The organism is Sphingobacterium sp. UBA3519 (genome assembly GCF_002377215.1).
GTDB lineage: Bacteria > Bacteroidota > Bacteroidia > Sphingobacteriales > Sphingobacteriaceae > Sphingobacterium > Sphingobacterium multivorum.
The window spans coordinates 78,711-105,047 of record NZ_DFPI01000001.1; the positions used below are offsets into that span (position 1 = coordinate 78,711).

23 protein-coding genes are annotated in these 26,337 nt (G+C 38.8%); 5 read left to right on the top strand and 18 right to left on the bottom strand.

Going from position 1 to position 26,337, the window contains the following annotated elements; all coding sequences use genetic code 11:
- Positions 1–42 precede the first annotated feature (42 nt).
- Together B3297_RS00360 and thrC are read left to right on the top strand one after the other, a co-directional pair.
- Positions 43–981, top strand: a complete 939-nt coding sequence (locus B3297_RS00360) for a homoserine kinase (protein WP_046672011.1) — start codon at positions 43–45, stop codon at positions 979–981.
- Positions 982–1,133: 152 nt separating this feature from the next.
- Entirely contained in the window at positions 1,134–2,441 is a 1,308-nt protein-coding gene (thrC, locus tag B3297_RS00365; RefSeq protein WP_070563071.1) for a threonine synthase, read from the top strand.
- 15 nt (positions 2,442–2,456) lie between these two features.
- On the opposite strand, the gene B3297_RS00370 is transcribed toward thrC, so the two are convergent.
- Positions 2,457–3,230 carry a hypothetical protein gene (locus B3297_RS00370; protein ID WP_139144922.1) on the bottom strand — a complete coding sequence of 258 codons (774 nt, stop codon included), beginning with the start codon at positions 3,228–3,230 and terminating at the stop codon, positions 2,457–2,459.
- Between the two features lie 226 nt (positions 3,231–3,456).
- Here B3297_RS00370 and B3297_RS00375 point away from each other — a divergent pair, with 226 nt between their 5' ends.
- On the top strand, positions 3,457–4,644 hold the full coding sequence (locus B3297_RS00375) for a class I SAM-dependent rRNA methyltransferase (protein ID WP_070563065.1): 1,188 nt from the start codon (positions 3,457–3,459) through the stop codon (positions 4,642–4,644).
- A gap of 65 nt (positions 4,645–4,709) precedes the next feature.
- On the top strand, positions 4,710–5,906 hold the full coding sequence (locus tag B3297_RS00380; protein WP_070563062.1) for an MFS transporter: 1,197 nt from the start codon (positions 4,710–4,712) through the stop codon (positions 5,904–5,906).
- A gap of 69 nt (positions 5,907–5,975) precedes the next feature.
- Here the strand turns inward: B3297_RS00380 and B3297_RS00385 are convergent, their stop codons facing one another.
- The 11 genes from B3297_RS00385 to B3297_RS00435 all read right to left on the bottom strand — a co-directional run bounded on the left by B3297_RS00385 (position 5,976) and on the right by B3297_RS00435 (position 14,784).
- Entirely contained in the window at positions 5,976–6,737 is a 762-nt protein-coding gene (locus B3297_RS00385; RefSeq protein ID WP_115046669.1) for an SGNH/GDSL hydrolase family protein, read from the bottom strand.
- 34 nt (positions 6,738–6,771) lie between these two features.
- Positions 6,772–7,959 (bottom strand): aspartate aminotransferase family protein, encoded by a 1,188-nt coding sequence (locus B3297_RS00390; RefSeq protein ID WP_115046670.1) that lies wholly within the window; start codon positions 7,957–7,959, stop codon positions 6,772–6,774.
- Positions 7,960–8,020: 61 nt separating this feature from the next.
- Positions 8,021–8,440: a hypothetical protein gene (locus tag B3297_RS00395; RefSeq protein ID WP_286778240.1), complete on the bottom strand. Its 420-nt coding sequence runs from the start codon at positions 8,438–8,440 to the stop codon at positions 8,021–8,023.
- The gene (locus tag B3297_RS00400) at positions 8,440–9,396 is read right to left on the bottom strand and encodes a hypothetical protein (RefSeq protein WP_070563055.1); all 957 of its coding nucleotides are present in this window, start codon (positions 9,394–9,396) and stop codon (positions 8,440–8,442) included. The genes B3297_RS00395 and B3297_RS00400 overlap by 1 nt, the downstream gene beginning before the upstream one ends.
- A 33-nt stretch (positions 9,397–9,429) precedes the next feature.
- On the bottom strand, positions 9,430–9,975 hold the full coding sequence (locus B3297_RS00405) for an RNA polymerase sigma factor (protein ID WP_286778241.1): 546 nt from the start codon (positions 9,973–9,975) through the stop codon (positions 9,430–9,432).
- 21 nt (positions 9,976–9,996) lie between these two features.
- On the bottom strand, positions 9,997–10,950 hold the full coding sequence (locus tag B3297_RS00410) for a transketolase family protein (protein ID WP_046671842.1): 954 nt from the start codon (positions 10,948–10,950) through the stop codon (positions 9,997–9,999).
- Position 10,951: 1 nt separating this feature from the next.
- Positions 10,952–11,800, bottom strand: a complete 849-nt coding sequence (locus tag B3297_RS00415; protein WP_046671843.1) for a transketolase — start codon at positions 11,798–11,800, stop codon at positions 10,952–10,954.
- A 284-nt stretch (positions 11,801–12,084) separates the two neighbouring features.
- Positions 12,085–12,639 carry a NifU family protein gene (locus tag B3297_RS00420; RefSeq protein WP_286778242.1) on the bottom strand — a complete coding sequence of 185 codons (555 nt, stop codon included), beginning with the start codon at positions 12,637–12,639 and terminating at the stop codon, positions 12,085–12,087.
- 71 nt (positions 12,640–12,710) lie between these two features.
- Positions 12,711–14,060: an adenylosuccinate lyase gene (gene purB / locus B3297_RS00425; RefSeq protein WP_286778243.1), complete on the bottom strand. Its 1,350-nt coding sequence runs from the start codon at positions 14,058–14,060 to the stop codon at positions 12,711–12,713.
- Positions 14,061–14,188: 128 nt separating this feature from the next.
- Positions 14,189–14,413, bottom strand: coding sequence for a hypothetical protein (locus B3297_RS00430; RefSeq protein ID WP_046671847.1), 225 nt, complete (start codon positions 14,411–14,413; stop codon positions 14,189–14,191).
- A gap of 146 nt (positions 14,414–14,559) precedes the next feature.
- Positions 14,560–14,784 (bottom strand): hypothetical protein, encoded by a 225-nt coding sequence (locus tag B3297_RS00435; protein WP_286778244.1) that lies wholly within the window; start codon positions 14,782–14,784, stop codon positions 14,560–14,562.
- Positions 14,785–15,138: 354 nt separating this feature from the next.
- Between B3297_RS00435 and B3297_RS00440 the strand changes: the two genes are divergently transcribed.
- Entirely contained in the window at positions 15,139–16,488 is a 1,350-nt protein-coding gene (locus B3297_RS00440; RefSeq protein WP_204990850.1) for an acyl-CoA dehydrogenase family protein, read from the top strand.
- Between the two features lie 112 nt (positions 16,489–16,600).
- Here the strand turns inward: B3297_RS00440 and B3297_RS00445 are convergent, their stop codons facing one another.
- The 6 genes from B3297_RS00445 to B3297_RS00470 all read right to left on the bottom strand — a co-directional run bounded on the left by B3297_RS00445 (position 16,601) and on the right by B3297_RS00470 (position 25,604).
- Positions 16,601–17,386: an META domain-containing protein gene (locus B3297_RS00445; RefSeq protein ID WP_286778245.1), complete on the bottom strand. Its 786-nt coding sequence runs from the start codon at positions 17,384–17,386 to the stop codon at positions 16,601–16,603.
- 118 nt (positions 17,387–17,504) lie between these two features.
- Positions 17,505–19,331, bottom strand: coding sequence for a membrane protein insertase YidC (gene yidC, locus B3297_RS00450; protein WP_286778246.1), 1,827 nt, complete (start codon positions 19,329–19,331; stop codon positions 17,505–17,507).
- 39 nt (positions 19,332–19,370) lie between these two features.
- On the bottom strand, positions 19,371–20,981 hold the full coding sequence (locus tag B3297_RS00455) for a CTP synthase (protein ID WP_286778247.1): 1,611 nt from the start codon (positions 20,979–20,981) through the stop codon (positions 19,371–19,373).
- 123 nt (positions 20,982–21,104) lie between these two features.
- Entirely contained in the window at positions 21,105–22,190 is a 1,086-nt protein-coding gene (locus B3297_RS00460) for a carbohydrate-binding family 9-like protein (protein WP_070563028.1), read from the bottom strand.
- Positions 22,191–22,485: 295 nt separating this feature from the next.
- A complete protein-coding gene (rplS, locus tag B3297_RS00465; RefSeq protein WP_046671854.1) occupies positions 22,486–22,833 on the bottom strand; it encodes a 50S ribosomal protein L19 in 348 nt (115 codons plus the stop codon).
- A gap of 395 nt (positions 22,834–23,228) precedes the next feature.
- Positions 23,229–25,604, bottom strand: coding sequence for an ABC transporter permease (locus B3297_RS00470; RefSeq protein ID WP_286778248.1), 2,376 nt, complete (start codon positions 25,602–25,604; stop codon positions 23,229–23,231).
- Positions 25,605–26,337: the final 733 nt, after the last annotated feature.

The following is a 26,337-nucleotide window of genomic DNA, read 5'->3' on the forward strand; positions in this document are numbered from 1 at the left end:
AATGTGGAGTATCTGAAAGATAAGGTGATAAATTTAGACAGCATGCTGTCGGAAGTTCGTGTTTTTGCACCTGCAACTGTCGCAAATATGATCTGCGGTTTTGATATATTGGGTTTTGCTGTTGAGCAACCCGGTGATGAGGTGGTGATGCGACGTACGCAACAACCTGGAGTAACGATTCGGGAAATAACTGGTGACGATGGAAGACTGCCGCTCGATCCCGGTAAGAACACCGTATCTGCCTGTGTGCAATATCTATTACAAGCCCTGAATATCTCATCAAAGGTAGGTGTCGAAATCGAATTGCATAAACATATGCCAATTGGATCTGGGCTAGGTTCCAGCGCAGCAAGCACCGTAGCTGGGCTTTTTGCCATCAATACCATGCTCGGAAACCCTTTGACAAAAGAAGAATTATTACCATTTTGTGTTGAAGGTGAGCGTTTGGCTTGCGGTACAGGCCACGCCGATAATGTTGCTCCAGCGCTTTATGGAGGCATCACATTAATCCGGGGAAATGAACCTTTGGATGTTATTTCTATACCTTCCCCAAAAGAACTCGTAGCAGCAGTGGTTTTTCCACAGGTCGATGTTCCCACACGTGACGCAAGACAACTCATAAAGGATAAAGTGCTGTTGAAAGACGCCGTGACACAATGGGGAAATATCGCGGGATTGGTCGCTGCATTGTTCAAAGAAGATTACGATCTCATTGCACGAAGCATGAAAGATATCCTCATTGAACCAACACGTGCAATTTTAATTCCCCAGTTTTATGAAATGAAGGAGATTGCTTTGAAAAATGGTGCCTTGAGTTTTGGTATTTCTGGCTCAGGCCCCTCTGTCGTTGCAATAACACGGGACGAAAAAATAGCAAAGGATATCGCCGACAAAATTCAAACTCATCTCAAAGAAAATGAAATTGACAGTTTTGGCTATGTTTCCCGTGTCAATGTCGAAGGACCCAGGGTTTTAGATTAAAAATTATTTACGGACAGAAACGAGGTTTATAAATCTCAGGTCAATTGATAATTGGCTCAGAAAAGATAATAAAATGAAATATCCGCATTCTAAAGTGAATACGAATCAAAATAACAGGATATTTTATATGGCCTTGACAAAATTATTTACATATGAAATTTTATAGTACAAATAATAAAACATTAGAAGTCTCCTTTAAAGATGCGGTCTTCAATTCTCTCCCTGCAGACAAAGGATTGTATATGCCTGAAGAGATTCCACAATTGGACCCGCTATTCATTAAGAATATTCAACAGTATTCCTTGCAGGAGATTGCTTTCGAAGTAGCTTCTACACTATTGGGAAAAGATATTCCCAAAGGCGATTTAAAACAGATTGTGAACGATGCCATCAATTTTGATGCTCCTGTAAGATTCTTGACCGACAGCACGGCTGTGCTCGAACTATTTCATGGGCCGTCTTATGCTTTTAAAGATTTCGGAGCTCGGTTTATGAGCAGGGTTATGGGCTATTTTTCAAAGACTGACGATAAATTACTGGACGTGCTTGTTGCGACGTCAGGCGATACAGGAGGAGCTGTTGCATTGGGCTTTTTGGGCGTAGAAGGAACACGTGTGACGATCTTATATCCTAAAGGTAAAGTCTCGGAAGTTCAGGAACTACAATTGACCACCAATGGACAAAATATTCGTGCTATTGAAGTTGAAGGAACTTTTGATGATTGTCAGGCATTAGTAAAGCAAGCTTTTAGTGATGCAGAACTCAATGCTGTATTGCGTTTGACCTCCGCTAATTCAATCAATATAGCACGGCTGATCCCACAGACATTTTATTATTTTTATGCGTATGCACAATTGAAGTCACAAGGAATCAATGAGGTCGTGTTTACAGTGCCGAGTGGTAATTTTGGTAATATCGGGGCTGGTTTATTGTCCTATAAAATGGGACTTCCAGTGAAGCATTTTGTAGCTGCAACAAACGTCAATGATACCGTTCCTCGATTCCTTTCTTCCGGCAAATATGAACCATTGCCTTCTGTTCAAACCTTAAGCAATGCCATGGATGTTGGGAATCCCAGCAACTGGGTGCGTATACAGGATCTTTTTGGCGGAAATGTGGAGGAATTAAAAAATATGCTCTCTTCTTATACATTTACAGATGAAGAAACAAAAGAAGGAATGCAAAAATTATATGAAGAATCGAACTATATCGCCTGTCCGCATACAGCAATCGCCTGGCTTGGCGCTCGTGCTTATGCAAAGGAGCATCCAGGTCATTACGCTTCGGTTTTCTTATCGACAGCACATCCCTGCAAATTCCCCGACGCAATAGCAGCAGATGTATTTGGAAAAATAGTGTTGCCTGCCGGTGCAGAAACATTGCAAGGAAAAGAAAAATTAGCGGAACTTTTAAAAGTTGATTTCGAAGCCTTCAAAAAATATTTAATCAACCATAACTAAACGTTGAGGGCTCCTTTAGGAGCCCTTTTTTATACCAAGATAAGTATCAATATAATTCTTTAATTCAAGTTTTTTATCCTTATCTAAGATTAAGTCATAGATGGGGATAGGTTGCTCTCGCCCAAATCTTATGAAATCTCCATTTTCTTCCGTCAATGAACTTAACCATGCACTGACATCAATGGTATTTTTTATCGGGTGCATATCAAATAATCGGAGATTGGCACCTGAAACAAACGCTACAATTTTCCAATCTTTTATGACTTTGTCATCAAGCACAGTTTTTTTGTCCAGGTATTTTATAAGATTTACGGACGCCCCCTTGGTGCAACTCAAAATGAGATGTGTGCCATACTTTTTTACAATAAGTTCTGGACTGTTGTTCTGAACAAAATTAATGAAGTCTTGATTTTGAAATTTCGGATCTTTTACTGCAAAGAAAAGCATGCTGTATTGAAATCCTTCAGAATAATAGTTGGTTAGTTGCATTTTCTGGTCCGAGGGAATGCGTGCCAATGCATCTGTTTCCGTTGTAACGAGTTGCTCCCCGTAATGATCAAATTGTATTCTCAGACTTCTCAATAGTCCCTCCTTATTAATATCTTCGCTAAATGCACCACCACTTGAAAAGCCCGTTGTTCTAGAAATATAGGAAGACTCCTTTAATTTTTCGGTATCAATGATTTTTGCACGTAGCCCCTTATTGACAAAAAGTAGGTTTTCTTTTGCATCATATCCATAGCCTACCATAAAATATGGTTCAGCTTTAATTGCTTGGCTGACTTTCATTTCTGTTTTTTCAAATCTAGACAACTCGACAAGCTCAAGATCCTCCTCATTTTTAATTGTGAGTTCAGAATCTGATTTTTTACACGAAAAAAGCGAACAAATAAATGTTGTGGTTAATAATAAGTGTTTTAAATTCATTTTGTAAATATACAAGAATAATTGTTTCATTTATTTTTTGACAAATAAAGAAGCAGGGTTTTACAATTAATACGTTAATTTTGCAACAATGAAATCAGTTTATTTGAATAAGGGTAAGGATAAAGCTGCCTGGCAATTGCATCCTTGGGTATTTTCTGGAGCAATTAAATCATTGTCCGATAAGATTGAAGATGGCGAAGTTGTTGGCGTTTACAATGCTGAACGTGAATTTATTGCCTATGGTCTATTTCACAATAGCTCGCGTGTAGCCATTCGTTTATTGGAATGGAACCCTCAAGCACAGATTGATGCAGATTGGTGGCGTGCACGCGTTCAGAAGGCTGTAGCAGCAAGACAGCATCTGTTGCAAGAAGGTGTCACCAATACGGTTCGTTTAATCTTTGCTGAAGCAGATTTTCTTCCTGGACTTATTGCAGACAAATACGCGGATTTTATATCCATTCAGGTTCATTCAGTTGGGGTGGAAAAAGTCAAATCAGTTATTATCGATGAATTGAATGCTTTGCTGCAACCCAAAGGAATTTATGAGCGTAGTGATCTGAAATCTCGCGAACATGAAGGTTTACCTGATACCAATGGGCTTTTGTTTGGAGAACTTCCATCTGAATTTGTCGACGTTATCGAAAATGGCATTCATTATAAGGTGAACATTATTGATGGACAAAAATCGGGATTTTATTGCGACCAACGTGAAAATCGCCAGCTGACGGCCAATTACGTTTCAAATAAACGCGTCCTAGATTGTTTTTGCTATTCCGGTGGTTTTACGTTAAATAGCTTGAAAAGTGGGGCGGCAGAAGTTATATCTGTAGATAGTTCTGCACTGGCTATTGAAACCCTGGAAAAGAATATTATTGAAAATGGTTTTGAACTTAGTCGACATAGCGCAATATTGTCTGATGTAAACAAGCAATTGCGTAAATTCATTGATGAAGGGGAAAAATTTGATCTTATTGTCTTGGATCCACCGAAATATGCGCCCTCTCGATCTGCATTGGAAAGAGCATCAAGGGCGTATAAAGACCTCAATCGCCGCGGATTGATGTTGTTAAATAGTGGTGGTTTATTAGCGACATTTTCTTGCTCAGGTGCGATGGACATGGATACCTTCAAACAGGTGCTCGCTTGGGCTGCACTGGATGCCGGTAAGGAAATTCAGTTTATCAGACAATTTCATCAGCCTGAAGATCATCCTGTCCGGGCTTCGTTCCCAGAAGGCGAGTATCTGAAAGGATTGTTGGTGCGCGTATTGTAATTATTATATGAAGATAGTTTAGGTTGATTTTAACAAATCAACCTTTTTAATTTTTGAACAACGTCATGATACAAGAGAAGACGAGTAGACCTATTTTTTCTATTTTGTTTGCCGTGAGCATGGTGCATCTTTTGAACGATATGATTCAGGGAGTGATACCGGCGACCTATCCCTTGCTCAAAGAAGAGCATCATCTAAGCTTTTCTCAGGTTGGGATGATTACAATGGTTTATCAGATAGCAGCTTCAATATTCCAGCCCGTTGTAGGCTCATTTACGGACAAACATCCTGTACCATACTCTCAGATCATTGGGATGTCTTTTTCCCTTCTCGGTATGCTTTTGTTTTCGAAAGCACATAGTTATGAATGGATCTTATTTTCTGTTTTTCTGGTCGGGATTGGTTCTTCAATCTTTCACCCTGAATCTTCTCGTGTAGCTTATATGGCATCGGGAGGGAGAAGAAGTATGGCACAATCTATTTTTCAGATTGGAGGAAATGGAGGGACCGCAATGGCCCCAATCATTGTCGCTTTTTTGGTATTACCGAGAGGGCAGCAGGCGATCGCCTGGATGTGCTTATTTACGATTCTTGGCCAATTTATATCTTATTATATTGGTAGTTGGTATAAAAAGAGACTTCAAAGCTTTGCCAAATCAACGAAGAAAACAATACGCGTGCCTGATCTACCCAATAGCCGAATCGTCGTGACCGTTGTTATACTCCTCTTACTGATTGTTTCAAAATACTTCTATATAGCAAGTATTACAAACTATTTCCAGTTTTATACCATCAAGAAATTTGGGATTAATGAAGTGGAAGCACAAGTCTATCTATTTTATTTTCTGATAGCTGTTGCGGTGGGAACATTACTGGGCGGAGTATTCGGGGACCGATTTGGTCGCAAATATGTCATTTGGTTCTCCGTCTTGGGCGTTGCACCATTTGCATTAGCATTACCCTATGTCGGACTTACGATGACGGGAATACTAATCGTGATTATTGGATTGATTTTATCATCAGCTTTTCCAGCAATTATTGTTTATGCACAAGAACTATTGCCTAAGAAGTTGGGCATGGTTTCAGGTTTATTTTACGGCTTTGCATTTGGAATGGGAGGGATTGGATCCGCTGTACTTGGCTGGCAGGCAGATCATACGTCCATCGAGTTTATTTATCACCTATGTTCCTACCTGCCATTGATGGGTATTGTGGCTTATTTTCTTCCCAATCTACAAAAAACACCTTACAAAGAAATCTAGATTTGGCATATAGGCGCATGTTAAACACGAAAGAGCGGATTTCAATAAAATATCCGCTCTTTTTTGTTATTATTTGATGCAGTCCATCCAGGCTGAGGCCATCATCTGTGCGCCGGCAAGGGTAGGGTGTACACCATCTGCTGCCCAGTAGGCACCAGGAGCATTCTTTTGGGCATTGTCGAATATTTTTTGATAGGGAATTAGAATTGCGCCAAATTCTTTGGCGACCTCACGAGCGGATTCTTGGTAGGCCAAAAATTTTGGATACCACGCTTCAGTAATGTGACCTACGCCCTTTACTGCAAAAGGTTCTCCAATGATCAATTTGACGTTTGGAAGCTTTTGTAATGTCTCCTGTAGTAACTGTTGGTATTGGGATTTATACTCCTCAACCGTTGTCTGTGCTCCGCGGTCGATTGTTCGCCAGAAATCGTTCACACCGATCAAAATACTCAATACAGTGGGTTTTATTGCCAGTGTATCCTCCTGCCAGCGCTTTTGAAGATCGGGCACACGATTTCCACTAATACCTGTATTATATACCTTTAGTTTTTTTGCCGAATATTTATTTAAGAGCTGGCTGGCAGCCAATAGAGCATAACCATGTCCAAGTGCTGCGGTATCATTGGCATTTCTATTGTTTCTATCTCGGCCCACATCCGTAATGGAATCGCCCTGAAATAAAATGATGTCGTCGTTATTTAAACTGATTTTTGAGGAACTGGCGGTGGATTCGTGAGCGAATACATCGTTTCCCAGTATATTGGCACCAGTCAATAGACCGGAACCAATAATGCTTTTTTTGATAAATGATCTGCGGTTTGTGTTCATTATTAGGTTTTTGTTATGTTTAAAGTTACATACTTTAAGCATACTTTTCCAAACCTTTTATAATGATGTTACACGCTTTTTCAATTTCCAGATCTGTAATAGTCAATGGAGGAGCGACACGCAGTGCTGTTTCACAATGCAGATACCAATCGATCATAACCCCGTTTTCAGCACAATACTTACTCACGTTGTAAACCTGATCAAAGGAATCCAATTGCAGACACATCATAAGACCTAATCCTCGAATTTCTTTAATTGCAGGGTGTCGGAGTTTTTCTTTAAATAAAAGCGATTTTCGCTCGACCTGTTCTACCAATTTTTCTTCCTTGATAACAGCCAGTGAAGCCCGTGCTGCGGCACAACTTACGGGGTGGCCCCCAAAAGTCGTGATATGTCCAAGCATGGGATTATCCTTAATAACATCCATCACTTCTTTGGCTGCAACAAATGCGCCTAGGGGCATGCCACCACCGATTCCTTTGGCAAGCATCAGGACATCTGGGACGATAGCAAAATGCTCAAAAGCAAAGAGACGGCCTGTGCGGCCAAAACCAGTTTGGATTTCATCAAAGATCAGTAGGGTACCTGTTTCATTACAGCGTTTTCTGACGGCTTGCATGTAAGCGATATCCGGGACTCGGACACCCGCTTCCCCCTGAATAGCTTCGAGGATGACAGCAGCAGTTTGTTCCGTAATCTTTGTTAGATCGTCCAGATCATTAAACTCGATAAAATCTATTTCGGGAAGGAGGGGGGCATACGCTTTACGGTACGCATCGTTTCCGATAAGACTGAGCGCGCCTTGTGTACTGCCGTGGTACGCCTTTTTTGCAGCGATAATCTGCCTGCGACCGGTATATTTCTTTGCTATTTTCATTGATCCCTCTACGGCTTCCGTTCCACTGTTGGTGAGGTAAACCGATTGAAAATTAGGAGGAAGTTCTGCTAATAATTCTGTAGCAAATTGCACCTGTGGGGCCTGCACAAATTCACCATAAACGGTGACATGTAGGTACTGGTCCAATTGTGATTTTATAGCTTCCAAAACCTTCGGGTGACGATGGCCTATATTGCTGACATTGAAGCCAGAGACCAAATCCATGTATTCTTCTCCATTTGGGCCATAAAGGTAGACACCTTCAGCCTTAACTACTTCAACCAATCTAGGTGAGCTAGATGTTTGAGCGGTATTCATTAAAAATAATTCTCTGTTGCTTAACATGATCTTACAAATGTCCGAAAATAAAAAAGAAGTCTTCAAGACTTCTTTTTTATTTTCGAGATTATTTTCTTCTATTCTGCAGGGATTTGTATAGATGTTCCCTGAATTCCTGTTCTACTTCAAAAAATTGCGATGCTCGCGCATTGCCAATAACTTTGGCAAATTTGGCCCGATATTGTTTTTTGATCTCCACTTCCTTAGCATCATACTGTAAGACGTCTCTGGAGCCACCTCTAAAACTATTTTTTGGAGCACCATTCAATTTTTCTTTCCTGATATCCCAAAGCGTTTGGCTGTATTCATTATAGAGCGGGAAGAATTGCTGAGCCTCTCTCGGAGTTAAATCCAGTTCTTTAGTAATGTAAGCTATTTTTTCATTTTCTATAGCTTGAAATCGATTTTTGTCTTGCGCAAAGCCCAAGGCAATAGAAAATATACTAAAGAACAATGTTATCCATATGTATTTTTTATTGAACATCATTATAAGGTATAATTTAGATAATCTTCTATTTCTTGTTTAGATATATTACTTCCAAATCCCTTAGTAGGGAGATTTGCTTCGTCAGTATACTGGGCCATATAGATCATATCGTCACCAGAAGCCGACTCCGCAAGGTAATTAATGATTTCCTGCTTAGGAATTTCTGACAAATGCTGGCTTAACTGCTCTTCTGCAACAGCTTCTACAGGAGTCGTATTTTGCTGTTGATATTGATAACCCCAATATCCGCCTATACTCAACATAGCCGCAAAGGATGCCGCAACCGCATAACGAGCGTACCATTTTTTAGGTTTCCCAATCTGACGGATCGGTGTATTATCCTTTTCAAGCATTTGAACACGATCAATGATGCTGTCCGAAAGAATCTCAAAATAATGTTGTGGTACATCAAAACCTGCAGTCACAATCGTTTCTTTTAGTTTTTCTTCAGCAATACGAGCAAAAATTGTCGATTCAACTATTTCTTCGTAGCCAACAGGAGCTGTAAAACCATCTGTCGGAACTGTTTCCTTCAATTTCTCCGCCGCTAAACGGGCGAAGATGGAGTCTTCAAGGGTTTGATTATAAGCAGAAGGCATGGTAAAGCCATCCGATGCAATCGTTTCTTTTAATTTGTCTTCTAAAATTCGGTTGAAGATAGTTGAAGATAGTTCAGAAGCATAATTTTCAGGAATTTCAAAGCCGTCTGTAGTAACCTGATTTTTTAAACTATCTTCCGCAACCTTACACATTATGGCGTCAGATAAGCTATTAAAATATCCTTCTGGAACCTCAAAGATGGATTCTTCCTTGCATTCAACCAATTTGACTTGCGTAATTATTTTTGATTCTAAATCACTGAAATAATTTTCAGGTAAGCCAAATGGATTTTCACGCAACGATGCTGGAAGATTTGTAGGCTCCAGCCCATCATGATATGTGCCATTTTCCTTCATAGTATCTGTTAGAACCTAATTTCGCTAAAAGGTTTAATCGTTGTTGTTAAAAAATGCCTCTATTTTTTTGACAGCTAAATGATAAGAGGCTTTAAGCGCTCCGACACTTGTTCCGAGTAATTCTGAAATTTCTTCGTATTTCATATCTTCAAAATATTTCATATTGAAGACCAATTTTTGCTTTTCTGGCAAAGTCAACAAAGCCTGTTGTAATTTCATTTGAGCTTTATCACCGTTAAAATAATTGCCATCAGCAAGCGTTTCTGCCAAATAAGCAGTCGTGTCGTCATCCAACGACACGTTCTGCTTTTGCTTTTTCTTATTTAAGAAGGTAATACATTCATTTGTTGCGATACGATAAAGCCAAGTGTATAATTGTGAGTCTTCACGGAAATTCCCAAGGTTTTTCCATACTTTGACAAAGATATCTTGAACAACATCGTCCGCATCGTCATGATCGATGACCATTCTTCGCACATGCCAATAAATCTTCTGTTGATATTTCTTCAACAATAAACGGAAAGCTTCTTCTCGCGTACTCTCTTCGGCGAATTTTGCTATAATTAAAGCGTCATCCATATATTGACTTGCGTAGTTTTGTTATTTTCTTTTGATTACTTTTTGAACCGCAGCCACAATAGCCGCAGCATTCAAACCGTATTTTTCCATCAATTGAGCAGGAGTACCTGATTCTCCAAAACTATCATTTACGGCAACGTACTCTTGTGGAGTAGGTAACTCTCTTGTTAACACTTGAGCAACGCTATCACCCAAACCGCCAAGACGATTATGCTCTTCTGCCGTTACGACACATTTGGTTTTCGCAACAGATTTTAAAATAGCTTCTTCATCCAAAGGTTTGATGGTATGGATATTGATAATCTCAGCGTTGATACCCAACTCAGCTAATTTCTCGCCAGCTTGGATAGCTTCCCATACTAAATGACCTGTAGCAATGATCGTAACATCCGTTCCTTCATTTAATAATACCGCCTTACCAATCACAAATTCTTGATCAGCAGGAGTGAAGTTAGGAACTACGGGACGGCCAAAACGCAAATAAACTGGTCCCTCATATTTTGCTGCTGCAATCGTAGCGGCTTTTGTTTGATTGAAATCACAAGGATTGATCACTGTCATTCCTGGCAACATTTTCATCAAGCCGATATCTTCTAAGATTTGGTGAGTTGCACCATCTTCACCTAAGGTTAGGCCGGCATGCGACGCTGCAATTTTTACATTTTTGTCCGAGTATGCAATCGATTGGCGAATCTGATCATAAACACGTCCTGTTGAGAAATTTGCGAATGTACCAGTGAATGGTATTTTACCACCGATCGTAAGTCCGGCAGCAATTCCCATCATATTAGCTTCCGCGATACCGATTTGGAAAAAACGTTCTGGAAATTCTTTGATAAAATCGTTCATTTTTAACGAACCAATTAAATCAGCACATAATGCAACTACATTCTCATCTTGCTTTCCTGCTTCTAGTAATCCCGCACCAAATCCTGAACGTGTATCTTTTGACTCTGTATAAGTATATTTTTTCATTCTAGTAATCTCCTAAAGTTTCTGTAAGCTGATTCAATGCCGACGCCAATTGTTCGTCATTTGGAGCAACACCATGCCATTTATGAGAACCCATCATAAAATCAACACCGTTACCCATTTCAGTATGCATCAGAATAATGACTGGTTTACCTTTTCCTGTGCGTGACTTAGCTTCTGCTAAACCTGCAACAACAGCATTCATATCATTGCCTTTAGCAATTTCCATCACATCCCAGCCAAATGCTTCCCATTTTGCACGAAGATCACCAAGAGATAATACTTGATCTGTAGATCCGTCAATTTGTGCTTTGTTATAGTCAACAGTAGCAATTAAATTGTCGATCTTATTGTGTGGTGCATACATCGCAGCTTCCCAAACTTGGCCCTCCTGCAATTCGCCATCACCCATTAATACATAAACTAGATTATTGTCTTTATTCAATTTTTTTGCTTGTGCGGCTCCAATTGCAACAGATAATCCTTGGCCCAATGATCCCGACGCAATACGAATACCTGGAAGACCTTCGTGCGTTGTTGGGTGACCTTGAAGTCTGGAATTGATTTTTCTGAACGTTGCTAATTCGCTCACTTCAAAATATCCTGCATGCGCCAATGTACTGTAAAATACAGGAGAAATGTGTCCATTTGATAGGAAGAATAAATCTTCTCCTTTTCCATCCATGTCAAAGGAAGGATTGCGTTTCATTGCATTGAAATAAAGCGCCACAAAGTAATCTGTACAACCTAACGAACCACCTGGGTGTCCTGATTGACAAGCGTGTACCATACGTACGATATCACGTCTTACCTGTGATGCAATTTGTTCTAGTTTGTTAATATCTGCACTCATTTTTTTTGTTGGTTTCACAATTGGTCGTAAAGTTAACTATTTTTAAGCTAGATGCTTGTTAAAAAATGAATTTATATTGACTTATAACCGAATCTCAAGCCGCTTTAGAAAAATGTTCGCAGGATAATACTTATAAAATGCTATTGGAGCCAGGGAGTTTTGCCTGCCTGATTACTACTTTGATACGCTGGATATTTTCAGACCTTTTGCATTACCGGGCATAAAAAAAGGATTCAGCATCACTCATGCCGAATCCTTTTTTTATTATAAATGTGAAGCTAAGATTACATGGCTTCAGCAACAACTTCAGTCACTTCCGGAACCATGCGTTTCAACAATCCTTCAATGCCTGCTTTTAAAGTAATTGTAGATGATGGACAACCGCTACAAGAACCCTTTAGTTCAACCGTTACCACACCTTCATTAAATGATTTATAATGTATAGCACCCCCATCTTGTTCAACAGCAGGTCGTACATAATCGTGTAAAACTTGTTGTATCTTAACTTCAGTTTCGGTGCCCTCAAAATCCACTTCTGTGTCGTGGTGTATCGTTTTTACAGCAAGTTCAGACTCTACAGCACCTTTTACAAAATCTTTCAACAAAGCTTCGATGTCTTCCCATTCTGCATCTTCCGTTTTGGTAATAGTAACGAAGTTACTCGCGAAAAATACACCACTTACAAAATTAAATTTGAACAATTCAAGTGCAAACGGTGAATCTTGTGCTGCTTCTTTATTTGGATAATCTACACTACCGTTGATCAACAATTTATTGACCAAGAACTTCATTGTAGAAGGATTGGGGGTAGACTCTGTATATACGTTAATCGTAGCCATGTAATATCTATTTTATTCCAAACAAATATAGGTCAAAAGGAGCTTTCTTAAGGTCATCTATAAGTAAAAGCTTATAAAGTAACACCTGTGTAGTTAGAAGGACTGATCGCTTTCAGTTCCGCCTTAACTTCCGCTGACACATTTAGATTATCAACAAATGTCGCTATTGTTTCTTTCGTGACATGCGTGTTGGTACGTGTTAGGTCTTTTAAAGCTTCATACGGTTTTGGATAGCCTTCTCGTCTTAGTATCGTTTGTAGCGCTTCGGCAACAACAGCCCAATTATTTTCAAGATCATTGGCCAATGCCTGTTCGTTTAAGATCAATTTGCGTAACCCTCTCAAAGTTGATTTAATAGCAATTAGGGTATGTGCAAATGGAACACCAATATTACGTAATACCGTAGAATCTGTTAAATCCCGTTGAAGACGGGAAACAGGTAACTTCGCTGCGAGGTGCTCAAAAATTGCATTTGCAATACCTAAATTTCCTTCTGCATTTTCAAAGTCAATCGGGTTGACTTTATGTGGCATAGCCGAAGAACCGATTTGACCGGCAGTGATTTTTTGCTTAAAATAATCCATGGAAATATACGTCCAAATATCACGACATAAATCGATGACAATATTGTTGATCCGTTTTAAGGCATCACAACTTGCCGCAAAGTTATCGTAATGCTCAATTTGCGTGGTCGTTTGCGAACGGTCTAAACCCAAGATATTGTTGACGAAATTATTTCCAAAATCGATCCAATTTGTCGCTGGATATGCAACGTGATGCGCATTAAAATTACCAGTCGCACCACCAAATTTAGCTGAATACGGTACTTGATGTAATAACTGCAATTGACGTTCTATACGTTCAATGAAAACATAAAATTCTTTGCCCAAACGAGTTGGAGATGCAGGCTGTCCATGTGTACGGGCCAACATCGGAATGCCTGACCATGACGTCGCTAATGATTTTAATTCATGAAGCAACTCGTCAATCGCTGGCGAGTAACTTTCTTTAATGGCTTCTTTCCAAGAAAGCGGAATAGCTGTATTATTGATATCTTGCGATGTTAAACCAAAATGAATGAATTCAAGGTAGTCCTGTAGCCCTAATTTTTCAAATTGATCTTTTAGAAAATATTCAACCGCTTTAACATCATGGTTCGTAACTTTCTCTGTGTCTTTGATCCAAGTGGCATCTTCCTCAGAAAAATTTCTATAAATATCACGCAATTTCTCATTTACTCTTTTGTCAAATTGTTGCAATTGAGCAATACCTGATTCACCTAATGCAATAAAATATTCCACTTCCACGCGTACGCGATATTTTATTAAAGCAAATTCAGAAAAAAATGCTGAAAGTTCATGAGTGTTATTGTAATAGCGTCCGTCGATAGGAGTAACTGCTGTTAAAGATGATAAAGCCATAGATTGAATGATTTTTTGGCAAAGGTAAAAAAATGCTTGGAGCTTAGCAATTTAATTGGCGCAGATATAAAAAAAGCCTCCTTGGTGAAGGAAGCTTTTTTATAAGGTCTAAATTCTATTTCAGAAAATTAGTGAGCAGCTTTAGTTGAATCAACTTTAGCAGCAGCTGAATCTACAGCAGATTTTGCTGAATCTACAGCAGTTTTTGCTGAATCCAATTGTGTGTTAGCTGAATCTAAAGCAACATTAGCTGAATCAGTAGCAGCGTCAGTTTTTTTAGCAGTTTCACCACATGATGCGAAAGCCAATGTTAAAGCTAAACCTAAGAAACCGAATTTGAATGCGTTTTTCATTTTATTAAAATTAAAATATTTTTAAATCTTGTTATTTAGGGATTAATACCGATAAATTAAAAAGGTAACCCCAGGTTTTTCTCTTTTTGAAAAAAGAAAGACCTTTTGTTAAAAAAGGCCTTCCAAAAGCTTTATTCAGTCCTAAATTATTTTTTAGTAGCAGCTGAATCAACTTTAGCAGCAGCTGAATCAACTTTAACAGCAGCTGAATCTACGTGGTTAGCAGCTGAATCCAAAGTGTTAGCAGCTGAATCAACTAAAGCAGAAGCTGAATCTGCAGCACCTTCAGCTTTTTTCTCTGAATTGTTACAAGATGCGAAAGCTACAGTTAAAGCTAAACCTAAGAAACCGAATTTTAATGCGTTTTTCATTTTCTAATTTTCTAATTTAAATTGAAATAATTTTCTTTTTCATCTCTTAATACACGTAACCAAAAAAGGTAACCCAAAAAATATGTTTTTTTTAAAATAATATATAAATGACTGAATTTAAGTTGTTTAATTTATTTAGAATAAGATGGTATCCCACAAGTCTCGGCTTGTGTCATCCTTTAGCTTAACAAGGGCTAAGGAAGGGTGATCATTGTGTCGTTCTTGTGTGTTTGTTGTGCTGAGCTTGTGTGAATGTATTTTAGCCAATCTAGGGATAAGATGGTATTGATAACAAACAATTTTCGATTATATTTCTTATTTTAAAAAGTAAACACTTAAAAAGAAATTGCAATTATGTTTGATAAAGTAAAGAATATAATGGATTTGGCAAAATCAATAGACTTTGGCAAATTGGAAGAAATATCGAAGAAAGTGGATTTGGGAGCAGTAATGGATGCCGTATCAAAAATGGATGATAAGCAGCTTCATGGTTTAATGAAAATGCTGAGTGCAGGAAAAGAAAAAAAGGAATTACCTCCTATTAATGGTGATTTCTATGCTATGGATAGCAAATTAAATGATTCAGATCGTGCATTGCAATTGAAGGTGCGGGAATTTATGGAGAATGAAGTCAAGCCAATTGTCAATAAATATTGGTTAAGAGATGAATTTCCTTTCGAAATTATACCGAAACTAGCCGCTTTAAATATTTGTGGCTATACCTACGATGGGTATGGCTGTATGGGGGGCAGTTCTTTAATGGAGGGGATCATCGCAGCGGAGATAGCGCGTGTTGATGCTTCTGTAGCGACTTTTTTTGGCGTACAGAGTGGTTTGGCTATGGGATCAATCTATATATGCGGATCCGAAGAACAAAAACAGGAGTGGTTGCCCAACATGCAGAAAATGCAAGTGATTGGTGCTTTTGGTCTAACCGAGCCCGAAGTAGGGTCGGGAGCAGCGGGCGGGTTGACAACAACCTGTAAGAAGACCGCCGAAGGCTGGGTGTTAAATGGTCAGAAAAAATGGATCGGGAACTCCACTTTTTCGGATATAACCATTGTTTGGGCTAGGGATCTTGATGATGGCGAAGTTAAGGGGTTTATTGTACGAAAGGATAATCCAGGTTTTTCCGTTGAGAAAATTAAAGATAAAATGGCTTTGCGTATCGTACAGAATGGTCTTATTACTTTAGCGAATTGCATCGTTCAAGAAAGTGATCGCCTGCAACATGCAAATTCTTTTAAAGATACAGGAAAGGTTCTTCAGATGACGCGAGCAGGTGTCGCTTGGATGGCCGTAGGATGTGCGCGAGGCGCCTATGAAAATGCCTTGGATTATACGCGTAAAAGGAGGCAATTTGGTAAACCAATCGCCTCTTTTCAGCTTATTCAAAATCACCTGGTTGAAATGTTGTCCAATTTAACGGCTATGCAAACGCTTGTCTTCAGATTATCTGAATTACAGGATAAGGGTGAGCTAAGAGATGAACATGCCTCGCTGGCCAAAGTCTTCTGTTCTTTACGTACCAGGGATATTGTTTCCAAGGCTCGAGAGGTCATGGGCGGAAACGGTATTCTGTTGGAATATAATGTCGCACGGTTTTTGGCCGATGCTGAAGCCATTTATTCCTATGAGGGGACAAAAGAAATCAATTCACTCATTGTTGGCAGAAGTATAACTGGATTTAGCGCCTTTGTTTAGGGTATCTGGCTAGTCTTTGGCATCCTGTTGCAAAATATCGCTTAATACATAAAAAGGGCATTGTTTCGTAACAACGCCCTTTTTACTTCATTTGGAGCAAAAATCTAATTTTCTATTTCCGTTTGAATCGCATAATAGCAATGTCACCCATGATAAATGTCAACGTATTCTCGCTTATACTAAAGGTATTTACCTTGTCTAAGGTCGAAAAGAAGGTTACTTCGCCATTACCTTCGCAGGCCATCTTTGTCGACATAATGGGGCCAAAATTAATGGTGTTTCCATTCGTTTTAAAAGTCATATTGTAATTATTACAGCTGCTATTTCCGTTTACTTTACCACTGGAAACATCAAATATCATGGTTGGTTTACGATTGGGATATAGGCCATCGAAAGCAATCCGTGGGCCGGATATATAATCAAGTTCCCAAGTTCCACTAAGTTGTTGCTTATTGTCCTGAATCAACTTAAATTTTGCCAGGGGAGCCATTTTCGCTTTGTTCAAGCTAAGAATATCATCCTTAACCGTATAGTTATCTGCAGCAATCAGGTTTTTGGATAAGGCTTGTTCAATAGACATATCCGGACAGGCCATCATCGTAGACATACCCTGAGCAAATTTAACCTTTCCATTCTTTGATAAAGTCAATTCTCCACCGATGCCATTACATCCCCCACTTGCACTGTAACTTTTTTCATCCAGCTGGAGGTAAGGCATTTTACCGTTGATCTGAGCCGCTACTGGCTGTCCATTGATTTCAATCAATTGCCATTTTTTTCCAATTACTGACGACAGGTTACTTTCTGTGTTCTGCTCATTCGCGTTTTTCTTCATCACAGAGCAACTTCCAAGACTAACGATTAAGATGGCCAGTATGGCGATGTTTTTAAAGTTCATATTTTAAATTTTAACCTATTAACACCCTTTTTAACGTTTGGTTTGACAAAATGCTACAAAAGTTCACAAACAAAAAAGGCTTCCAGTTTGGAAGCCTTCTTTATCAGTAGGATAAATCTTACGATTTGTTTTTATTTTGTTGTGCTTGTTGTTGTGCACGCATCATTTCTTCCATTTTCGTTTGGAAGCTCGATTTTTTATCTGCTTTTGGATTCTTTTTATTTTCCTCCAATTTAGCTAAGATTTTCTCATCATTCACCATAGTGCGAATAACCAACTGCGTTAAGAACGTAAATAATGCACTTAAGAAATAGTAGTAATTCAAACCTGCTGGGAAGCTATTCAAAACAAAGAAGAAAATCAACGGCATGATATAGCCCATGTATTTCATTTGTCCTGTAGCACCAGATGTAGCGTTGTTATACCAGGTCGTTAACAGTGTTGTCAATGTCATCAAGATACACATCAACGAGATGTGGTTGAATGATCCAAAAATAGGTGCAAATGTGAATAGCGTATCATAAGTTGACATGTCCTTCATAAACAAGAAGCTTTGTCCTCTCAATTCAAATAAATTTGGAAAGAAGTAGAAGAACGCAATGGTAAATGGCATTTGTAAGACGAGAGGAAGACATCCGCCAAGTGGATTCACACCGACCTGTTTGTACAGTTTCATTTGCTCCTGCTGCATCAACATTTGATTGTCTTCACCCACTTTTGCTTTGATCTCATCCAGCTGCGGTTTTAAAACACGCATTTTGGCCATAGAGACATAAGACTTGTAGGTCATTGGGGAAAGAATCAACTTCAACATCAATGTCAATAAAAGGATAACGATACCATAGCTCATATGGAAACCATCCAGGAAGTTGAATACAGGTACTGTAATCCATTGGTTGATCCAACGCATAGGCCCCCAACCCATATTGATAATCGATTGATAATCATTTCCTTCAGCCTTCAATACATTGTATTGATTTGGTCCAAAGAAGAAGTTTAGGGAATAATTATTGTCCTTATGGTTATCAAATGCTAATTCCGCGTTTGTGTTGTAGAATTTAACGATATCGGTTTCTGACGCATGTTTTACATCCACTTTTGCATTGACAAAGCCATCTTTAGCGCTGAGGATACTAGAGAAGTAATGCTGCTTGAATGCAATCCATTGTACTTTTTTCTCCAATGCTTCATCAGCATCTTTTGATTCGGAAAGGTGATCTACTTTATTATCTTCTTTATAATACAGGGTAGATTTCTGTCTTTCCGATTCTATGTTTTGCTCTTTCTGTCTCAACGTGGTGTTCCAGTTCAGGGTCAACGTTTTTTGACTCTGCGGAATTAAATTCTGTATCCCTTTTGTGTTAATGTCCAGTCCTACATTATAACCTTTGCCAGCAATCGAGTATACATATTCAATATATTGATCGGCACTGTAATTTAGTCGGAATTTTACAGATTGTTTACCCTCAGCAGAAACTTGGATATCCGAAGATTCTGTATTGAAGTATAAATCATTTGTTGATACATTTTGACCAGCTGCATTAAACTGAAAACCAAACTTGTTGTCGTCGCCATCAAAAAGCATCAACGGTTTTCCATTGAAATTCTTTTCGCCTTTTAGTTCTACGGATTTAACCTTACCACCTTTTGTACTGATTTTGGCAATGATTTTCTCGTTTTCAATCGTAATGACTTTCTCCGTTCCAAATTTTGTCGCGCCAAAAGGTTTTTTCAATTCCGCCGAATCAGCAATCACTGCTGTTTGTGCTGCTTTGGCTTTAGCGGTAGAGTCACTTTCGGCAGGCAGTCCTTTTTCGGTACGCGCTTTAGCCTCTTGTCTCGCTTGTTCTTGTTTGATTTCCGATTCTGAAGGCTTCATCAGGTAAAATGAACCAGTGATGATAGCAAACATCAGGACCAAACCAATTAGGGTATTTCTATCCATTTTTAATAATTAAACTTAATTAATTGTATCCTTCTATTACTACTTTGATTTTTTGTTGGCCAAAGCAGCGGCTACAAAGCTAACAAAAAGTGGGTGAGGATTTGCAACAGTTGACTTTAATTCTGGATGAAATTGTCCGGCAACGAAAAATGGATGGTTTTTCAATTCGACAATTTCAACTAATCCAGTCTCCGGATTGAATCCTGAAGCAATCATTCCAGCAGCTTCATATTGTTTTAAATAGTCATTGTTAAATTCATAACGGTGACGGTGTCTTTCAGAAATTTTTGTTTTACCATAAATGGCAAAGGCCTTAGTTCCTTTTTTAATTTCACAGTCGTAAGCACCTAAACGCATTGTACCGCCCATATTGGTGATATTTTTTTGCTCTTCCATCAAATTGATGACCGGATTGCTCGTGGTGGCATCCATCTCGAAACTATTAGCGTCTTTCAGACCCAATACGTTTCTTCCGAACTCGATAACCGAACATTGCATACCTAAACAGATACCGAAGAACGGAATATTATTTTCACGAACATACTGAATAGCATTTAACTTACCGTCCAAACCGCGTTCCCCGAATCCTGGAGCAACCAAAACTCCATCCATAACTTTTAGCTTTTCAGCAACATTTTCTTTTGTAACACTTTCAGCAGCAATATAGCTTACTTTTACTTTACATTCGTTTGTTGCCCCTGCATGGATAAATCCTTCGATAATGGATTTGTAAGCATCTGGTAGTTCAACATATTTTCCGACTAAGGCAATATTCACTTCACTAGTTGGGTTTTTGAGCTTGCCAAGGAAGTTCTTCCAATTTTCTAAATCTGGCTCATTTTTGTTGGAAAGTTTTAGCTTTGTTAATGCTGTTTTATCAAGATTCTCCTTTAGCATCAGTAATGGAACGTCATAAATCGTCGACGCATCGATAGATTCTACGACGGCGTTGATGTTGACATTACAGAATTGCGCTAATTTTTTACGGATTTCTTGTGATAATTTATGTTCAGTACGACACACTAGAATATCTGGTTGTACACCATATTCCAATAATGTTTTTACTGAATGTTGCGTAGGTTTAGTTTTAAGCTCGCCAGCAGCGGCTAGGTAAGGGACTAAAGTCAAATGGATAACCAGCGAATTATTGGCTCCTAATTCCCAGCGAAGTTGTCTTACAGCTTCCACAAATGGTAAGGACTCAATATCGCCCACGGTTCCGCCCAATTCAGTGATGATAATGTCATATTCACCAGACTCACCCAACAGTTGCATTCTGCGTTTTATCTCATCTGTGATATGGGGAATCACTTGAACAGTTTTTCCTAAATATGCACCTTCACGTTCTTGTTGGATAACGTGTTGATAGATGCGGCCTGTCGTGACGTTATTTGCTTGTGAAGTAGGGACGTTCAGGAAGCGCTCGTAATGACCTAAGTCAAGGTCTGTTTCAGCACCATCTTCCGTAACATAGCATTCTCCATGCTCATATGGATTTAATGTTCCTGGGTCGATGTTAATGTAAGGGTCGAATTTTTGAATGGTAACTTTATAGCCACGCGCCTGGAGAAGTTTAGCAAGGGAGGCAGCAATAATACCTTTCCCCAACGACGAAGTAACGCCGCCCGTAACAAAAATATATTTAGTCATAACAATTAAAGGATTTTCAATTTTATGTGGTCAAAATGACCAATAATAGTTGCTTTATGTACGGGATACAAAGATAGCAATTTTTATTCAAAATCAGAATTGAAGATCGCTCGAATAATTAAATTAAAAATAGATGTTACCTTGGCTATCGATTGTCGTCTTTAATGTAGGCTGTGCTTTTGACTTGATTTCAATGCGATAGAAATTAATACTGTTTGAAAATACAATCTCATAATTTTTTTGCTCATTTATAATTTCAGGATATAATTTGCTTAACTCCTGAATTGACGTTGCATAACGTTTTTTATCGTTTCTATAGATCTGTTGCAGGTAAAAGATATTCCAGGTAACTTTTTCGAGCGCGAGGAATTGCTGGTCGATAGGTTGATGGTTTGCATCATCAACAAATTTTATATGTCCCCATCGCTCGGGGTAATGCATATTAACGAGGCCGATTGGAGACCATACCCAGTTCTCTTCAGCGAGCGTCTTACCCGTATTGTCTTTTCTCTTGCTGTAGGTGGTTTCGGTGTTGTCATAATGCCACTGAACGCGTGAGAAGTTTATCTTCCAGGTTTCATTTACTTTGATCTGATTTCCTTCGCCAAAGTATTTTAGACTTTTTACAGGTATTTTCATTTCCACAGTCCAAAATTCATCCTTGTCTTGTGGATTGTTGATGGACCCGGCATGATAGACTGCAGTTTCAATATCTTTTGTGTCCCAATTTAGATTAGCCCTACCGCCAAAGCGATAAGGTTTAGTCATCAAAAGATCCATAACTGTATTTAATGCATTTATTTCAATCTCTATATATTCCGGAGAGAATAGATTTGGCTTGAGAAAGATCTCAAAATCATTGTCATGATAGATGATTGTATCTTTCTGTCTTAAATATCCTTTGATATGAGGTTCTTGAAGCTTGGCAAAAAGATAAAGGTTTTCTTTATCCCAAAGCATCTTGACTTGCGTCTTAAAAGTAGGAACAGGCTTATTTAATCCCTCAATATCCTTAAAAGAGTCTGTCCATGGCGCTTTTGACCAGGAAGCCTCATCGTCCTTTCCGTCAATCGTGATTGCATCTGTTGCTGGGTGTACATAATAGGTTTCAGGGCGCGACTGTAACTGAAGAAATTCATTCAGATTCCGTTGTGCAAAAGTAAAGGTCGGATAGCTTATAAAAGCAAGGATAAAAGCTATAATTCTCATCAAGATACAGTTTGATTTTTAACGGCAGCAAAGTGAAGATGGAACAAAATTAGGATGTTTTTAACTATTGCGATCATCTACGATTCTACCTTTCAGATACGAAGCTAAAAGTAAGTAAAATGTTTTAGCGCGGCAAAGAGGAGGGTGTGATTTTAGGAAACAATATATAATTGTCCTAAATTTATTACAGAAGCAGTTGTTTGTATGACCTGCGTTTTGGAAGCTACGGGTGGTAGGGTATAAAAAAAGGCTTTGAATGATTTCAAAGCCTTTTTTTATGCCGTGGTAGTCGTAATTAGATTCTTTTCGATTTAATACGAGCAGCTTTACCAGTAAGGCCGCGTAAATAGAATAATTTCGCGCGACGAACTTTACCGTAGCTGTTTACTTCAATTTTTTCAATGTTTGGTGAGTTTACAGGGAAAATACGTTCAACACCTACACCGTTTGAGATTTTACGAACGGTAAAAGTAGCGTTAGCACCTTCGCTGTTTAATTGAATTACTACACCTTGGTACACCTGTACACGCTCCTTATTTCCTTCGCGAATTTTATAATGAACGCTGATGGTATCTCCAGCTTTGAAAGCGGGAATTTCATTCTTTACTACCGCTTGTTCTTCTACAAATTTTACTAAATCCATGATTTCGAGTAATTATTAACGATTTATATCCTGTAAAAATCGGAATGCAATATTACGACTTATTTTCTGAATATAAAAATACTTTTTTAAAAAACTATTGACTGATATTCAAATCGGATGCAAAGATATGAAAATGAAATGGATAATCTAAAGATATTTTGAATATTCCTTTGTAGGCTATATGGAAAGGGTTTTTGATTGCTAAATTCAATAGAATATATTCTTTTGATAAAAATATTATGCAATCAATCAGCTGTTTAGTGATTAATTTTCTATAGGGTGTTGACAAAGTCAAAAAATGATTCGATATTTGTGCCACACAAAACAANNTTCGAATCCTGCCACCCCGACTTAAAAGCTCTAACGAAAGTTAGAGCTTTTTTTGTATCCTCTTTTTATTCGTCCCGTAAGCTGTTTATAGGATTAGCTATGGCTGTTCGGATAGCCTGCCAACTTACTGTAATTAATGCGATGCCTATTGTTACTAGTCCCGCCAGCACAAACATCCACCATTGGATCTCGATGCGGTAAGCAAAGTCTTCCAGCCATTTGTTCATGGTTAGCCAGGCGATCGGCGAGGCGATTATCAAGGCAATTAATACGGGTTTTATAAAATCTCTGGACAGTAATGTAGTGACACCCGATACCGAAGCGCCAAGCACCTTGCGAATTCCGATCTCTTTGTTTCGTTTGGCAGCCGTAAATGAGGCTAAACCATAGAGGCCTAGGCACGCGATAAATATGGCCAATCCAGAAAAAAGACTGAGTATACGTTGTTGCCTAAGATCAGTTTTGTACAGCATATCGAATTTCTGGTCCAAAAAACTGTATTCAAACGGATATAATGGGGCTACTTTCCCAAATGCGGTTCTGATAGTTTTTAGAGCTTCAGGGAAATCTTTTGTGTTTAAGCGGATAAGGGCTACCCTTAGATCATCAGAAGGGGCAACAACTAATGCATCCATGTTTTCTTTTAGGGATAGGAAGTTAAAATCATCAATTACACCAATGATTGTCCGGGGGGATTGATCGCGGATCGTATTTTTTATCCATTTGCCAATGGCCTGTTCGGGAGTAAATCCAAGCATCGATGCTGCAGTACGATTGACTAATACAGCCCTAGTGGAGTCGGTCGGGTGTTGTATTGAAAAGTTTCGGCCTGCTATTATTTTGAGTTTCAACGTACTTACATAGTCAAAATCAGTGAACTCTGTCCTTGACTTCCACTTCTCACCGTTCTTTCCTTCGACCTCGAATGTGTGGCTATCGAAGAAGCCGCCCGGTTCACCGGACATAAAGGAGACCGATGCAATATCACTGCTCACAGATAATTCGTTTTTGAATGTACGAAGGTTGTTGTACAGTTCTTCATTGTCTATTGGAATAACCACAGTCTGTTGGTTGTCGTAGCCGAGCCCTAGTTCTTTTACATATTTCATCTGCTTGGAGATAATCAGTGTACCGATGATAAGTAAAATGTATATGCTGAATTGGAATACAACCAGCGTATGTCGGAACAGTGTGCCGCCCTTGCCGAAGCGCAATTTGCCTTTTAATGCCTGTATAGGGGAGAAGGTCGAAAGGTATAATGCGGGGTAACTTCCCGCTAATAGACCTACTATAATGATAACTGCAATCAAAAAAATATAGATCGGCCATGAATTCCATGGGACTGTTAGGCTGTATCCCAATAGTTGATTATATACAGGCATGAGTAGTTGCAACAGACACATGGCGAGTGCGCAGGATATGCTGGTTAATAAAATGGATTCTCCGATAAACTGTCCCATTAATTGAAGACGTCGAGCGCCAAGTACCTTTCTTAAACCAACTTCTTTTGATCGGTCAACTGCACGTATTGTTGAGAGATTCATGAAATTGATGCAGGCGATAATCAATATAAGTATGGCGATGGAAAGGAAAATGTAAATAACCTTTTTGTCGCCATGTTTTGCGCTGTCAAATGCGCTGTGGGATTCAAGATAGACGTCTCGTAGCGGTGTAAGCGCAAGATCAAAATGAATGCCCATATTGGTAGAAACTGCTTTCATATGCCTATTCATGAAATCAGGAAACTGCTTTTCCAATTGCCTAGCATCCTTATGTTCGTCAAGTAAGATGTAAGTGAATAAATTGTTGTTTTGCCAGGCTTTAAAGGGTTCGGTATCGAGATAATTGGATAAGGGGATAATGAGATCAAAATCCAGATGCGAATTGACCGGAAGATCTTTAGCGATCCCAGTAACGGTTAATTGTTTATTTTTATCAAGCTGTAGTATTTTACCGATGGGATTCTCATCTCCAAAATATTTTTTCGCAGTTTTTTCCGTTAATACAACACTTGTTGGATTTTTTAAAACAGTCATTGGATTTCCCTTGATGAGCGGAAAACTAAATAGTTCAAAGAAATCGTCATCTGCAATAAAGAGTTTCTTTTCATTGAATGCGATATTGCCAAAAGAGAATAACCCATTGGCAGGCATTACCCGTACAGCTTTTTTGATATCATCCGGATAATCGGTTATTAAGGCGGTGGCATAGGGTGCAGATAAATAAGGAGCGCGGTCTTTGGTGTTGTCAAAGCCACGCATGACCCGATAGATCCGGTCACCTTGGCTGTGAAACTTGTCGAAGCTAAACTGATTGGCGATAAACAGGAATATCATTGCGCAGACGGTGATGCCTATTGTTAAGCCAAGGATATTGATAAAGGAAAAAACCTTGTTCTTAATAAGGTTTCTCCAGGCGATTTGGAAATAGGTCTTTATCATACTTTTTGTTATAAGTGTTCATTCTGAACTTATGGTAATCAATCCCGTTGAAGGATAGGTTGATTTCTATTTTGAAAAAAATGTTCAATGGATCAATTTCAAAAAAGCGGCCAAAGGGCTAAAGTATTTTTAGTCAATAGATTGTATTCTTTCTTTTTGTGGTTAAAGTGTTTGGATTCGAACACTTCATGTTCATATTCGAACAGGCTACAGTGGGGAGGTCAAAAAGATTTTAATTGACAGGTGAGCGCTTGATCGAAGTGACAAATATTCGAAATAGCATCAGATTTGATGTATAAAGGAGAGCTATGTATCGTCAGGGCAAAGAGTATGTCGCAATATAACAACTTGTTAGTTTTATTTTATGTTTTTCATTTGCAAATAATTTGTAAGAAGCGTATATTTGTGCCACACAAAACAANNAACGAAAGTTAGGGCTTTTTTTTGTTTCAGGGTAGGAAGGCGAACCTACGGCCTTTAGGGTGTTATTTAGATTGATCCGGAGGAAACTCAGTCAGGGCCAGCCAATCCCGCTATTTTAGCTAGCCAAGTGTTAACTTCGCTATTCAGGGCAGTCATGCTGGTTTTTAAAATTATTATGGATCGAAATCGATATGTGTTTTATATGTTTTGTAAATTATTTTACAATAAGTCAGCTTGTTAGGTGTTATGTAGAGAATATTTTTGAAAAAAACATATTTTTAATTTACTTTTGTGCCACACAAAACAAAGG